12 protein-coding genes are annotated in these 13,969 nt (G+C 71.6%); 9 read left to right on the forward strand and 3 right to left on the reverse strand.

Going from position 1 to position 13,969, the window contains the following annotated elements:
- The first annotated feature begins 146 nt into the window (after positions 1 to 146).
- From lysA to prfA, 6 genes are all read left to right on the forward strand, one after another.
- Positions 147 to 1,571 carry a diaminopimelate decarboxylase gene (lysA, locus tag GQQ95_RS05440; RefSeq protein WP_157426635.1) on the forward strand — a complete coding sequence of 475 codons (1,425 nt, stop codon included), beginning with the start codon at positions 147 to 149 and terminating at the stop codon, positions 1,569 to 1,571.
- The gene (locus tag GQQ95_RS05445) at positions 1,568 to 2,878 is read left to right on the forward strand and encodes a homoserine dehydrogenase (protein ID WP_157426636.1); all 1,311 of its coding nucleotides are present in this window, start codon (positions 1,568 to 1,570) and stop codon (positions 2,876 to 2,878) included. Before lysA ends, GQQ95_RS05445 begins: the two co-directional genes overlap by 4 nt.
- On the forward strand, positions 2,875 to 3,972 hold the full coding sequence (gene thrC, locus GQQ95_RS05450; protein ID WP_157426637.1) for a threonine synthase: 1,098 nt from the start codon (positions 2,875 to 2,877) through the stop codon (positions 3,970 to 3,972). Before GQQ95_RS05445 ends, thrC begins: the two co-directional genes overlap by 4 nt.
- Positions 3,969 to 4,928, forward strand: coding sequence for a homoserine kinase (gene thrB / locus GQQ95_RS05455; protein ID WP_157426638.1), 960 nt, complete (start codon positions 3,969 to 3,971; stop codon positions 4,926 to 4,928). Before thrC ends, thrB begins: the two co-directional genes overlap by 4 nt.
- Before the next feature lie 249 nt (positions 4,929 to 5,177).
- Positions 5,178 to 7,367, forward strand: coding sequence for a transcription termination factor Rho (gene rho, locus GQQ95_RS05460; protein WP_157426639.1), 2,190 nt, complete (start codon positions 5,178 to 5,180; stop codon positions 7,365 to 7,367).
- Positions 7,368 to 7,374: 7 nt separating this feature from the next.
- On the forward strand, positions 7,375 to 8,451 hold the full coding sequence (gene prfA / locus GQQ95_RS05465; protein WP_157426640.1) for a peptide chain release factor 1: 1,077 nt from the start codon (positions 7,375 to 7,377) through the stop codon (positions 8,449 to 8,451).
- A 119-nt stretch (positions 8,452 to 8,570) separates the two neighbouring features.
- Here prfA and epsC read toward each other — a convergent pair whose 3' ends face one another.
- Complete coding sequence (gene epsC, locus GQQ95_RS05470; RefSeq protein WP_425482555.1) at positions 8,571 to 9,161, reverse strand: serine O-acetyltransferase EpsC; 591 nt, start codon at positions 9,159 to 9,161, stop codon at positions 8,571 to 8,573.
- A complete protein-coding gene (gene cysK / locus GQQ95_RS05475) occupies positions 9,154 to 10,089 on the reverse strand; it encodes a cysteine synthase A (RefSeq protein WP_157426642.1) in 936 nt (311 codons plus the stop codon). The genes epsC and cysK overlap by 8 nt, the downstream gene beginning before the upstream one ends.
- A gap of 105 nt (positions 10,090 to 10,194) precedes the next feature.
- Between cysK and prmC the strand changes: the two genes are divergently transcribed.
- On the forward strand, positions 10,195 to 11,067 hold the full coding sequence (prmC, locus tag GQQ95_RS05480) for a peptide chain release factor N(5)-glutamine methyltransferase (RefSeq protein ID WP_157426643.1): 873 nt from the start codon (positions 10,195 to 10,197) through the stop codon (positions 11,065 to 11,067).
- 8 nt (positions 11,068 to 11,075) lie between these two features.
- On the opposite strand, the gene GQQ95_RS05485 is transcribed toward prmC, so the two are convergent.
- Positions 11,076 to 12,062, reverse strand: a complete 987-nt coding sequence (locus tag GQQ95_RS05485) for a TetR/AcrR family transcriptional regulator (protein ID WP_157426644.1) — start codon at positions 12,060 to 12,062, stop codon at positions 11,076 to 11,078.
- 126 nt (positions 12,063 to 12,188) lie between these two features.
- Here GQQ95_RS05485 and GQQ95_RS05490 point away from each other — a divergent pair, with 126 nt between their 5' ends.
- Positions 12,189 to 13,091, forward strand: a complete 903-nt coding sequence (locus GQQ95_RS05490; protein ID WP_157426645.1) for an ATP-binding cassette domain-containing protein — start codon at positions 12,189 to 12,191, stop codon at positions 13,089 to 13,091.
- On the forward strand, positions 13,088 to 13,927 hold the full coding sequence (locus GQQ95_RS05495; RefSeq protein WP_157426646.1) for an ABC transporter permease: 840 nt from the start codon (positions 13,088 to 13,090) through the stop codon (positions 13,925 to 13,927). The genes GQQ95_RS05490 and GQQ95_RS05495 overlap by 4 nt, the downstream gene beginning before the upstream one ends.
- Positions 13,928 to 13,969: the final 42 nt, after the last annotated feature.

Below are 13,969 nucleotides of genomic sequence, written 5' to 3' on the forward strand. Positions count from 1 at the left end.
TCATCGATTCGGCCGCCGTGATCGTGCTCGGTAGACTCGCGGGCAGGCCGCCCCACAAGGGCGGCGCGCTGCAGGCTCCACCGAATCGATCGGATTCGCTCGCCGTGAGCGAAGCTCCAGATCCGCCAAGTCCCCAGAGGTCTCCCGTGGCAACGACCACCGCCGTCCCCGGATGGCTGCACGCCCCTGCCGATCCCAACGCCCTCGCCGAGCAGGTCTGGCCCGCAGGGGCCCATCGCGACGACGACGGCGCGGTCGTCATCGGCGGCCTCGCCCTCACCGAGCTCGCGGAGCGCTTCGGCACCCCGCTCTACGTGGTCGACGAGGCCGACGCGCGCTCGCGCGCCCGCCGCATCCTGGCCGCCTTCGAGGCGGCCGCGGCATCCGTCGGCACGTCGGTCGCCGTCTACTACGCGGGCAAGGCCTTCCTCTCCGCCGAGATCGTGCGCTGGGTCTCCTCCGAGGGGCTCGCCGTCGACGTCTGCAGCGGCGGCGAGCTCGCGGTCGCGCTCGCCGCCGGAGCGGATCCCGCGAGGCTCGGGTTCCACGGGAACAACAAGTCCCTCGCCGAGATCGAGCGCGCCGTCGAGGTCGGCGTGGGCGCCATCATCCTCGACTCCGAGATCGAGATCGAGCGGGTCGCGAGGGCGGCCGAACAGGCCGGTCGCATCCAGCGGGTCCGGCTCAGGGTCAACAGCGGGGTGCACGCCTCCACGCACGAGTTCCTGGCGACCGCCCACGAGGACCAGAAGTTCGGCGTCTCCCTCGAGCGGGCCGTCGAGCTCGGCGCCCGCATCCGCTCGCACGCCTCGCTCGACTTCCTGGGCCTGCACTGCCACATCGGGTCCCAGATCTTCGACTCGGCGGGCTTCGCCGAGTCCGCGGAGCGGCTGCTGGCCGCCCACGCCGAACTCGCCCGCGTCGCACCCGTGCCCGAGCTCAACCTCGGCGGCGGCTTCGGCATCGCCTACACGTCGGTCGACGACCCGACGCCGATCGAGCGGATCTCGCTCGGCATCGCCGAGGCCGTCGCCCGTGCCTGCCGTGCCCACGGCGTGCCGGTGCCGAAGCTCGCGTTCGAGCCCGGCCGTTCGATCATCGGGCCGGCCGGCGTGACGCTGTACACGGTGGGCACCGTGAAGCCGGTTCCCGTCGAGGGGGGCTGGCGGCACTACGTCTCGGTCGACGGCGGCATGAGCGACAACGCGCGCACCGCGCTCTACGGTGCCGACTACACGGTGCGCCTCGCGGGCCGCGTGTCCGACGAGCCGCCCGCGCTCGTTCGCGTCGCCGGAAAGCACTGCGAGTCGGGCGACATCGTGGTCGACGCCGACTACCTGCCGCACGACGTCGCGCCCGGCGACCTCGTCGCCGTCGCCGCGACCGGTGCGTACTGCTGGTCGCTCGCGAACAACTACAACCACGTGCCCCGGCCGCCCGTCGTCGCCGTCCGCGACGGCGTCGCCCGCGTGATCGTGCACGGCGAGCGCATCGACGACCTGCTCGCCCGCGATGCGGGGATCCACCCGCAGCATCCCGCATCCAACCCCTCCGGAGGAACCACCGCATGATCGAGTACCGCTCCATCAGGGTCGGCCTGCTCGGGGCAGGTTCCGTCGGCTCCCAGGTCGCCCGGCTCCTCCTCGAGCACGGCGACGAGCTCGCCCAGCGCATCGGCGCACGCATCGAGCTCGTCGGCATCGCCGTGCGCGACCTCGACGCGAAGCGCGACGCCGAGCTTCCCCGCGAGCTGCTGACGACCGATGCCGACGCGCTGATCGTGGCCTCCGACATCGTGATCGAGCTCATGGGCGGACTCGAGCCGGCCCGCACCATGGTGCTGAAGGCCATCGCCTCGGGTGCGGACGTGGTCACCGGCAACAAGGCGCTCCTCGCGACGCACGGACCCGAGCTCTACGCGGCGGCCGAGCAGGTCGGCGCGCAGCTCTCCTACGAGGCCGCGGTCGCCGGCGCGATCCCGATCATCCGGCCGCTCCGCGAGAGCCTCGCCGGTGACCGCATCGACCGCATCCTGGGCATCGTGAACGGCACGACCAACTTCATCCTCGACCGCATGGACAGCACTGGGGCCTCCCTCGAGGACGCCCTCGCGACGGCGACCGAACTCGGCTACGCCGAGGCCGACCCGACGGCCGACATCGGCGGCTACGACGCCGCGCAGAAGGCGGCCATCCTCGCGAGCATCGCCTTCCACACGAGCGTGCCGGTCGCCGCGGTGCACCGCGAGGGCATCACGTCGGTCACCGCGCAGCAGGTGGAGTCCGCGCGTCGCGCCGGCTTCGTGGTGAAGCTCCTCGCCATCTGCGAGCGGCTCACCGACCCCGAGACCGGCGAGGAGGGCGTCTCCGCCCGCGTGTATCCCGCGCTCGTGCCGCGCGAGCACCCGCTCGGCGCCGTGCGGGGCGCGAACAACGCCGTCTTCGTCGAGGCATCCGCCGCAGGGCCCCTCATGTTCTACGGCGCCGGGGCCGGGGGAGTGCAGACCGCCTCGGCCGTGCTCGGCGACCTCGTCGCCATCGCCCGCCGCCATGTCGTCGGCGGTCCGGGCACCGCGGAGTCCACGCACGCCGAGCTGCCCATGTTCGAGATCGGGCGCATCACGACGCGCTACGCGATCACGCTCGAGGTGGCCGACGAGCCGGGCGTGCTCGAGCGCATCGCGCACGTGTTCGCCGAGCACGGCGTGTCCGTCGAGCAGCTGCAGCAGACGGTGAGCGGCGGCTCCGAGCGGGCTACGCTGGTGATCGGAACGCACGAGGCGACGGAGTCCGCGCTCGCCGAGACCGTCGCATCCCTCGCCGAGAACCCCGTCGTCGTGTCCGTCGCGTCCGTCCTCCGAGTCGAAGGAGCAATGTGAACCACCCCACCCCCAAGGCCACGTCACGCCAGTGGCGAGGCGTCATCCGCGAATACGCCGACCGGCTCGACGTCACCGACGCCACGCCGGTCGTCACGCTCGGCGAGGGTGGCACGCCGCTCCTGCCCGCGCCGGCGCTCTCGCGTCGCACGGGTGCCGACGTCTGGGTGAAGTACGAGGGCATGAACCCGACCGGCTCCTTCAAGGACCGCGGCATGACCATGGCCGTGACGAAGGCCGTCGAGCGCGGCGCGAAGGTCGTCATCTGCGCCTCGACCGGCAACACGTCGGCGTCGGCCGCGGCCTATGCGACGCACGCCGGCATCAAGGCCGCCGTGCTCGTACCCGAGGGCAAGATCGCCATGGGCAAGCTGAGCCAGGCCATCGCCCACAACGGCGAGCTGATCCAGGTCCAGGGCAACTTCGACGACTGCCTCGACATCGCTCGCGACCTCGCCGAGAACTACGCCGTCCACCTCGTGAACTCGGTCAACAACGACCGCATCGAGGGGCAGAAGACCGCGGCGTTCGAGATCGTCGAGGCCCACGGCGACGCACCCGACTTCCACTTCATCCCGGTGGGCAACGCGGGCAACTACACCGCCTACACGCGGGGCTACCGCGAAGACCTGGCTGCCGGCAACAGCACCCGGATCCCGCGGATGTTCGGCTTCCAGGCATCCGGCTCCGCGCCGATCGTGCGCGGCGAGCCGGTCAGGAACCCCGAGACGATCGCGAGCGCCATCCGCATCGGCAACCCCGCCTCGTGGGAGCTCGCCCTCGCGGCGCGCGACGAGACCGACGGGTACTTCGGTGCGATCGAGGACGACAAGATCCTCGAGGCGCAGCGCATCCTGTCGGCCGAGGTCGGCATCTTCGTCGAGCCCGCGTCGGCCATCTCCGTCGCCGGCCTCCTCGAGCGCGCCGAGGCGGGCGCCATCCCGGCCGGCGCCCGCGTCGTGCTCACCGTCACCGGACACGGCCTGAAGGACCCGCAGTGGGCCCTTCGCACCGCCGACGGCTCCGACGTGCAGCCGACGGTCGTGCCCGTGGACACGGCCCAGATCGCCGCGGTGCTCGGGCTGACCTCATGAACCGGACCGCTCCCGAGGTCGAGGGCGGCGCCCGCGCCGTCATCGGGCGCCGCGTGCACGTCAAGGTGCCCGCGACCAGCGCCAACCTCGGTCCCGGCTTCGACACCCTCGGGCTCGCGCTCGCGCGATACGACGAGCTCGAGATCGAGGCGACGGATGCCGCGACCCACGACATCACGGTGCACGGCGTCGGCGAGGGGGAGGTGCCGCTCGACGGGTCGCACCTCGTCGTCCGGGCCATGGCGCACACGTTCGCCCGCGCGGGCGTCGAGATGCCGTCGGTGAGGCTCGTGGCCCGCAACAGCATCCCGCACGGGCGCGGACTCGGCTCGTCGGGCGCGGCGATCGTGGCCGGCGTGATCGGGGCCTCCGGGCTACTCGAGGGCATCGTCGACTTCAGTGCCGACGACCTGCTCGAGATCGCGACCGAGCTCGAGGGCCATCCAGACAACGTCGCTCCGGCGCTCTTCGGCGGCCTGACCATCGCCTGGGTCACGCCCGACGGACCGCGCCACAAGAAGCTCATCGTGCATCGCGGCGTGTCCCCGCTCGTGCTCGTCCCCGAACAGGAGATGTCCACCGCGCTGGCACGCTCCCTGCAGCCGGAATCGGTGCCCCACGAGGACGCCGTCTTCAACGTGTCGCGCTCGGCGCTGCTCGTCGCGGCCCTCATCCAGAGCCCCGAGCTGCTGCTCCAGGCCACCGAGGACAAGCTCCACCAGCACTACCGCGCGCAGGCCATGCCCGAGACCGACCGGCTCATCCGCGCGTTGCGGGCCGAGGGGCATCCGGCCGTCGTGTCCGGAGCCGGTCCTTCGATCCTCGTGCTCTCCAGCGATCCGAGCGAGCGGGCCGAGGCCATCCGACTGGTGGAGGAGGCGGCGCAGACCGTCTGGCAGCCGCTGCCCCTCGCCGTCGACTTCCTCGGCGCGACCGTCAGCACCCCGGGCGACTGAGGCGCCGGATCGCGACACGTTCTCCACAGGGGCGGCTCGCGGACCGGAGGACTGCTCGTCGGGTGATAGCATTATCGTGCACCCGACGAGCGACGCACTGTTCGCGTCCATCGTCGCATCGTGCGATTCCCAGCAATCCATTGCTCTCGTTCTCGCGCACGTCTGCGCTCCGCGCATGACCTGCGACGTGTCAACGACCAGCTCTCCTGAGTCGGCAGCTCTTGCCACCGGGGGAAAGGAACATACCCAGTGACCAACGCAACCGACCACGCCGAAGCCGGCGCGGCGAACCGCACCCGCCTCTCGACCCTGAAGGTCGCCGAGCTCCAGGAGCTCGCCGCCTCGCTCGGCATCCCCGGCGGCTCCAAGCGCCGCAAGGGCGAGCTCGTCGACCTGATCGCCGCCCACCAGGAGGGCCTCGCCGCCGAGTCGTCGACCGACGCGCCCGTCGCCGAGACGACTGCCGAGGCGCCCGTCGCCGACGCATCCGTTGCCGAGGCACCCGCCGCGGAGCCCGCACCCGAGGCCCCCGCCTTCGAGGCGCCCGCGGGCGAGGCCGTCGTCGCACCCGTCGACGAGGCGGCCCCGACCACCCGGCCGGCGCGCCAGGCACGCCAGCCCCGTCGCGCGACGAGCGCCGGCACGGCCGCGACCCGGCACGTGAACGGCGCCGCCGGCGGCGTCGACCTCGTGCCCGCCCCTGCCGAGGCGCCCGTCGAGTCCGACGACGCCCGTGAGGCCGCGCGCGCCGCGGTCCGCGAAGAGCTCGCGGCAGCGACCGGCGAGGCCGGCCGCGCCCCCAAGTCCGCCGAAGGCGAGGTCGAGGGCGAGACGTCCTCCGAGCAGCCGCGCCAGGGCCGCAACCGCAACCGCGGCCGCCGTGGCGGAGAGCGCGAGCGCGCCGAGCGTGCCGGCGACGACGCGCAGAAGTCCGCCGAGGGCCAGCCCCGGCAGAACGGCCAGGCCGGCGGCAACGCCGAGCGCCAGGGCGGCGACGCCCGCAAGGGCGAGGAACAGCCCGCCCGCCAGGGCCGGGGCGAGCGCCAGCAGCAGGGCGGCGAACGCCAGCAGGGCGGCGAACGCCAGGCCGAGCAGGCCGAGCCCAAGCAGCAGGGCGAGGGCGGCAACCGACAGCAGGGCCAGAACCGCGGTGAGCAGCAGCTCCTCGACGGTGAGGGCGGCCGTCGCAACCGGTACCGCGACCGCAAGCGCCGCGGCCAGACCGGCGGCGACGAGCTCGAGCCCGAGATCCTCGACGACGACGTCCTGATCCCCATCGCGGGCATCCTCGACGTGCTCGACAACTACGCCTTCGTGCGCACGACGGGCTACCTGCCCGGTCCGAGCGACGTCTACGTCTCGCTCGGCCAGGTGAAGAAGTACCACCTGCGCAAGGGCGACGCCGTCGTGGGCTCCATCAAGCAGCCGCGCGACGCCGAGTCCAACAGCCGCCAGAAGTACAACGCCCTCGTCAAGGTCGACTCCGTCAACGGGCAGACCATCGAGGAGTCGGGCGCACGCGTCGAGTTCCAGAAGCTCACGCCGCTCTACCCGCAGGAGCGCCTGCGCCTCGAGACCGAGCCCACCAAACTCACGCAGCGCATCATCGATCTCGTCGCCCCGATCGGCAAGGGCCAGCGCGGCCTGATCGTCGCACCGCCGAAGGCGGGCAAGACCATCGTCCTGCAGCAGATCGCGAACGCCATCTCGATCAACAACCCCGAGGTCCACCTCATGGTCGTGCTGGTCGACGAGCGTCCCGAAGAGGTCACCGACATGCAGCGCACGGTGAAGGGCGAGGTCATCGCCTCGACCTTCGACCGTCCGGCCGAAGACCACACGACGGTCGCCGAGCTCGCGATCGAGCGCGCCAAGCGACTCGTCGAGCTCGGCCACGACGTCGTCGTGCTGCTCGACTCGATCACGCGTCTCGGCCGTGCGTACAACCTCGCCGCGCCCACCTCCGGGCGGATCCTCTCGGGTGGTGTCGACGCCTCGGCGCTGTACCCGCCCAAGCGCTTCTTCGGCGCCGCGCGCAACATCGAGAACGGCGGCTCGCTGACCATCCTCGCGACCGCGCTCGTGGAGACCGGGTCCAAGATGGACGAGGTCATCTTCGAGGAGTTCAAGGGCACCGGCAACTCGGAGCTTCGCCTCTCGCGTCAGCTCGCCGACAAGCGCATCTTCCCCGCCGTCGACGTCAACGCGTCGTCGACGCGTCGCGAGGAGATGCTGCTCTCGCCCGACGAGGTCAAGATCACCTGGAAGCTTCGTCGTGCCCTCGCGGGCCTCGACCAGCAGCCGGCGCTCGAGGCCGTGCTCGGCCGCCTCAAGGAGACCCAGTCGAACGTCGAGTTCCTGATGCTCATGCAGAAGTCGATGCCCGTCGGGGCGAACGGCCACGGCGCGTCGCACGCGCACGAGAACGACCACCGCTGAGGCATCCGTGTTCGAATCCGTCCAGCCCATGCTCGTCGAGCACGGCGAGCTCCAGGAGGCGCTCGCCGACCCGGCGCTGCATGCCGACCCCGCACGCGCGAAGAAGGTGAATCGGCGCTACGCCGAGCTCAGCCGCATCGTCGCCGCGAACGCGGCGTGGCACCAGGCCCAGGACGACCTCGCGGCCGCCCGCGAGCTGGCCAAGGAGGACGACGCGTTCGCCGAGGAGGTCCCCTCGCTCGAGGAGGGCCTCGCGCAGGCCCAGGAGAAGCTCCGGCGACTCCTGATCCCGCGCGACCCCGACGACGGCCGTGACGTGATCATGGAGATCAAGGGCGGTGAGGGCGGCGCCGAGAGCGCCCTCTTCGCCGGCGACCTGCTCCGCATGTACATGCAGTACGCGCAGTCGAAGGGCTGGAAGGTCGAGCTCCTCGACCAGAACGAGTCCGACCTCGGCGGCTACAAGGACGTGCAGGTCGCGATCAAGTCGAACGCGACCGATCCCTCGCAGGGCGTGTGGGCGCACCTGAAGTACGAGGGCGGCGTGCACCGCGTGCAGCGCGTCCCGGTGACCGAGACGCAGGGGCGCATCCACACGTCGACCACGGGGGTGCTCGTCTTCCCCGAGGTCGACGAGCCCGAAGAGGTCGACATCAACCAGAACGACCTGAAGATCGACGTGTACCGTTCCTCCGGTCCCGGCGGCCAGTCGGTCAACACGACCGACTCGGCCGTGCGCATCACCCACCTGCCGACCGGCATCGTGGTGTCGATGCAGAACGAGAAGTCGCAGCTGCAGAACCGCGAGGCGGCGATGCGCGTGCTGCGCGCCCGCATCCTCGCGCGTCAGCAGGAGGAGATCGACGCTGCGGCATCCGACGCGCGCAAGTCGCAGATCCGGTCGATGGATCGTTCCGAGCGCATCCGAACGTACAACTTCCCCGAGAACCGCATCGCCGATCATCGCACCGGGTACAAGGCCTACAACCTCGACCAGGTCATGAACGGCGCGCTCGACCCGCTGATCGAATCGGCCATCCAGGCCGACGAGGAGGCGCAGCTGGCCGGTCACGCCGGAGGCTGATCGGTCGCGCACGGACGCGAACGTGCGAGAGGGGCGGATGCTGCGGCATCCGCCCCTCTCGTCTGCGCCGAAGCTGCGCGCGGTGGCCCGGCCGACGCCGACTGGACGCCGGGCGCGGGTCAGATGTGCCAGTCGTGGACGCCGCGGGAGGCGTCGGCGGCGGCGTCCGAGAGCGGGCGCGGAATGGCCGGCACCCCGACCAGCAGCGAGCGGGCCGGGGCGCTCCTGGTGACGACCGCGTTCGCGCCGACGGCGCTCCAGGCGCCGATCGTGATGTCGCCGAGCACCTTCGCACCCGCCCCGATGGTCACGCCGTCGCCGAGGGTCGGATGCCGCTTCGTGCCGGGCGGCGTGTGCCGGGGTGCCTTCCCGCCGAGCGTGACGCCGTGGTAGAGCATCACGTCGTCGCCGATGACGGCGGTCTCGCCGATCACGACGCCCATGCCGTGGTCGATGAAGAACCGCCGGCCGATCGTCGCGCCGGGGTGGATCTCGACGCCGGTGAGGAACCTCGTCAGCTGCGAGACGACCCTCGCGGGGAAGCGGAGCCCGGATCGCCAGAGCCGATGCGCGAGCCGGGACGCCCAGATCGCGTGCAGGCCCGAGTACACGAGGAAGACCTCGAGATCGCTGCGTGCTGCGGGGTCGTGGGCACGGGCGGTCGCGAGGTCTTCCTTCACGCGGGAGAGGATGCTCACCTGGTCAGTCAAGCAGACCTTCGTACAGCACCGTCGACAGGTAGCGCTCACCGTAGCTCGCGAGGATGACGACGATGGTCTTGCCGGCGTTCTCCGGGCGCTTGGCGACCTCGATGGCGGCGTGGACGGTGGCGCCGGAGGAGATGCCGCCCAGGATGCCCTCCTCGGTTCCGAGCCGGCGCGCGGTGGCGACCGCCTGGTCGATGTTCACGTCGAAGATCTCGTCGTAGACCTCCCGGTCGAGGATCTCGGGCACGAAGTTCGCGCCGATGCCCTGGATCTTGTGGGGTCCGGGCGCGCCGCCGTTCAGGATCGGCGACTCCTCGGGCTCGACGCCGATGACCTGGACCTCGGGCTTGCGCTCCTTGAGGACCTGGCCGACGCCCGAGATGGTGCCGCCCGTGCCGATGCCCGAGATGAAGATGTCGACCCCGCCGTCGGTGTCGGCCCAGATCTCCTCCGCCGTGGTGCGGCGGTGGACCTCGACGTTGGCCTGGTTGGCGAACTGCTTGGCGAGCACGGAGCCGGGGGTCTCCGCCACGATCTGCTCGGCACGGGAGACGGCGCCCTTCATGCCCTCGGAACCCGGGGTGAGCACGAGCTCGGCCCCGTACGCCTTCAGCAGCGACTTGCGCTCCTTCGACATGGTCTCGGGCATGGCGAGGATGACCTTGTAGCCGCGCGCCGCGCCGACCATGGCGAGGGCGATGCCGGTGTTGCCGCTCGTGCCCTCGACGATCGTGCCGCCGGGTGCGAGCTCACCCGAGGCCTCGGCGGCGTCGACGATGGCGATGCCGAGGCGGTCCTTGACGCTCGCGGAGGGGTTGTAGAACTCGAGCTTGCCGAGCACGGTCGCGCCGGCGCCTTCGGTGACGCGGTTCAGGCGCACGAGGGGCGTGCGACCGAAGGCCTCGGTGATGTTGTCGAAGATCTGGGCCATGGGGCTTCCTCTCGGGATGCGGGTGCGGGGGCTCGTGCCCCGGCCAGCCTATGACCGGGCCTGTTCCCGGTCACGTGCATTACATTCCATTTCATGGATGCACGGATGGCGCGAGCCGATGACGACCGCTCGATCCGAACGGTCCGTGGCGACGCGATCGCCCGACTCGCGGTCGCCGGCATCCCCGACCCCGAGGTCGATGCCGACCTCCTGATCGGCCATGTGCTCGGGCTCTCCCGCGGCGGCGTGCAGGCCCGCGTGGTGGTCGGTGGCGAGGTCTCCGAGGCGGATGCCGCAGCGCTCGCCTCGCTCGTCGAGCGGCGCGTGGCCCGGGAACCGTTGCAGCACATCACGGGGCGTGCGCCGTTCCGGAGCCTCGACCTGCTCGTCGGGCCCGGCGTGCTCGTCCCGCGCCCGGAGACGGAGGGGGTCGCCCAGCTCGCGATCGACGCGCTGCGCTCCATGGCCGACGCCGAGCCGATCGCCGTCGACCTCGGCACCGGGAGCGGGGCGATCGCGCTGTCGCTGGCGACCGAGGTGCCGCATGCGCGGGTCTACGCGGTCGAGCTCTCCGCCGACGCGGTGGCGTGGGCCCGCAGGAACGTCGACGAGCTCGGGGCGCCGGTGACGCTCGTCGAGGGCGATCTGGCCGACGCGGTGCCTGAGTTGGACGGGCTGGCCTCGGTCGTGGTCTCGAATCCGCCGTACGTGCCGGCTGCGGCGATCCCGGCCGATCCCGAGGTCCACCTCCACGACCCGGTGCTCGCGCTCTACGGCGGGGAGGACGGCCTCGACGTGATCCGGGCGATCTCGACGCGAGCGCTCGCCCTGCTGCGACCCGGCGGCGCGCTCGTCATCGAGCACTTCGAGACGCAGTCGGCGCAGATCGCGGCGCTGCTCGCGGCGGACGGCTGGCGGGCCATCTCGCACCACCGCGACCTCACGATGCGGGACCGGGCGACGACCGCGGTGCGCTGAGCCGCCGATCACGTGGCCCGGGCGGCCTTCTCCCGGGCGTGCTGCTCCTTCTCGCGTTCGCGCTTCTCGCGTTCGAGCGCCTGCTTGATCGCCTCCCGTTCGCGCTTCTGCGCCTCCCGGAGCTTCTTCTCGGCCTCGCGCCTGGCTTTCGCGGCCTCGCGCACCCTGGGGTCGCGGGGGAGCTCGAGCTCGGGCGGCAGCGGGGCGCGTACGGTCGGCTCGGCGCCGCCCTCGAGACGCCCGAGGTGGTGCTCCACGCCGTCGAGGATGCGCTGGAGTCCGAAGTCGAAGTCCTCGTCTCCGTACTCGTCGTCGGCGCCGGGCACGGCCACGTAGCCGCCGGCCGCGAGCAGCGGGCTGAGGTAGGGGAACCGTTCGGGGGTCACGAGCTCGACGAGCGCGGCGAAGAAGTTCGCGCCCGTGACATCCGCGGGGTCGTTCGCCGCGGCGGCGGCGACCGCGAGGTCGCGCTCCTGGGCGCTCGTGGCACGGGCGTAGCTCGTGAGCAGCAGGAGCGTGGACATCTTCTCGCCGTCGCTGAGCGGCAGTGCGCGCACCTCGCGGAGGAACCAGTCGACGATCGTGAGGCTCGTGGGCGTGATCGGCGCCCCGGAAATCGGGATGTCGACGAGCCACGGGTGTTCGCGGTGGGCGGCGCGGATGGCGAGCACCCACGCGGTCACGCCGTCGCGCCAGCCGCGGTCGAGCGCCTCGTCCGGCACGGGCACGACGCTCGCGCCCTCCTGCATGAGCAGGATCAGGTCGTCCTTGCTCGTGACGTAGCGGTAGAGCGACATGGTCGTGAAGCCGAGCGCGCTCGCGACCCGGCTCATCGACACCGCGGCGAGGCCCTCGGCATCGGCGATCTCGATGGCGGTCTCGACGATGCGCTCGATCGAGAGCTCCCGCTTGGGTCCGCGCTGCGGGTTGGCGGCCACGCCCCAGGCGAGCGCGACGGCGCGCGGCAGTTCCGGGTCCGGCGTCGGTTCGCTCATCGGCATCCGTTCAGTCGAGGTGTTGACGACAGTCTAGAACTGTGTATTACTTAAACAACAGTTGACGCACTACACAGTTTACGTCGCACACAGAGCGCGGCGCAGAATCCAGAACGGAGTGACACCATGCATCTCGCCATCGACGCTCGCGGAATCCGCAAGCGCTTCGGTCGCACCGACGTGCTCGCGGGGCTCGACCTCGCCGTGCGGGCGGGCACGATCTTCGCGCTGCTCGGACCGAACGGATCGGGCAAGACGACCACGATCAACATCCTGACCACCCTCGTGCAGCCCGATGAGGGCTCCGTGCTCGTCGCCGGGCACGACGTCGCCACGGCACCCGAGGAGGTCAAGCGCCGCATCAGCCTCACCGGGCAGGCGGCGGCCGTCGACGAGGTCCTCAGCGGGGCGGAGAACCTCGTGATGTTCGGCCGGCTGTCGGGGCTCAGCACCCGTGACGCCCGGCGCAGGGCCGACGAGCTGCTGCTGCGATTCGACCTGGCCGAGGCGGGGAGCCGGCGGGTCGGCACCTACTCGGGCGGCATGCGCCGCCGGCTCGACCTCGCGCTGAGCCTCGTCGTCGAGGTGCCCGTGATCTTCCTCGACGAACCGACCACCGGGCTCGACACCCGCAGCCGTCAGGAGCTCTGGCGGGTCATCCGCTCGCTCGCCGACGGCGGCGCGACCGTCTTCCTCACGACGCAGTACCTCGAGGAGGCCGACCTGCTCGCCGACCGCATCGCCGTGCTCGACCACGGCCGCATCGTCGCGGAGGGCACCGCCGACGAGCTCAAGGCGCTCGTCGGCGGCGAGGTCGTCGAACTGCGCGACGGTGAGGGCGTGCTCCTCGTCGAGTTGCCGACCGACGGCAGCGTGCACGGCCTGCGCCGGGCGGTCGAGGAGATCGACCGGCAGGCCGCCGCGGGCACCGACGGAGCCACCGTCTCCATCCGTCGTCCGAGCCTCGACGACGTGTTCCTCCAGATCACCGGGCGCGACGTCGCCCCAGAACTCCAGGAGTCCCGATGACCACCACCACCTCCGGCGCTGCGTTCGCCGGCCACGCCCGCCCTGCGACGGCGTCCGCGTCCGCTCTCCGGCCACGCCTCGGGGGCGTCACCGCGGAACGCATCTTCATCGGCCGCAGCTTCGTGCACTCGGTGCGCGACGTCGAGTCGATGCTCATGGCCGTCATGCTCCCGGTCATGCTCATGCTGATGTTCACGTGGATCTTCGGCAACGCCATCGACCCGTCCGGCGGCTACGTCGACTACGTCGTCCCCGGGATCATCCTGCTCTGCGCGGGATTCGGCGCCTCCTCGACGGCCGTGTCGGTCTCGCGCGACATGACCACCGGGGTCATCGACCGCTTCCGCACGATGCCGCTTCGGAGCGGCGCCGTGCTCACCGGGCACGTCGTCGCGAGCCTCGCACGCAACCTCGTCGCGACCGCGGTCGTCATCTGCGTCGGCCTGCTCGTCGGGTTCCGCCCGTCGGCGACCCCGCTCGACTGGGTCGGCGCCTTCGCGATCATCGCGCTCTACATCCTCGCGATCACCTACCTCTTCGCGGCGATCGGGCTCGCGGCCCAGACGCCGGAGGCCGCGAGCGGCTACGGGTTCATCCTGCTGTTCCTGCCGTACGTGTCGAGCGCGTTCGTCCCCGTGTCCACGATGCCCGACTGGCTGCAGCCGATCGCGGAGAACCAGCCGATCACCCCGGTCATCGAGACGATCAGGGCCCTGCTGACCGATGCGCCCCTGGGCCAGGAGGCCTGGTGGGCCGTCGGCTGGTGCGTCGCGATCATCGCCGGCGCGGCGCTCTGGGGCGCGTGGCTCTTCCGGCGCAAGGCCGGGCGTCGCTGAGTCGAAGCGGGCGGATGCCGCGTGCGGACGATCGCACGGGGC

It is taken from the genome of Agromyces salentinus (assembly GCF_009749395.1).
Classification (GTDB): Bacteria; Actinomycetota; Actinomycetes; order Actinomycetales; family Microbacteriaceae; genus Agromyces; species Agromyces salentinus.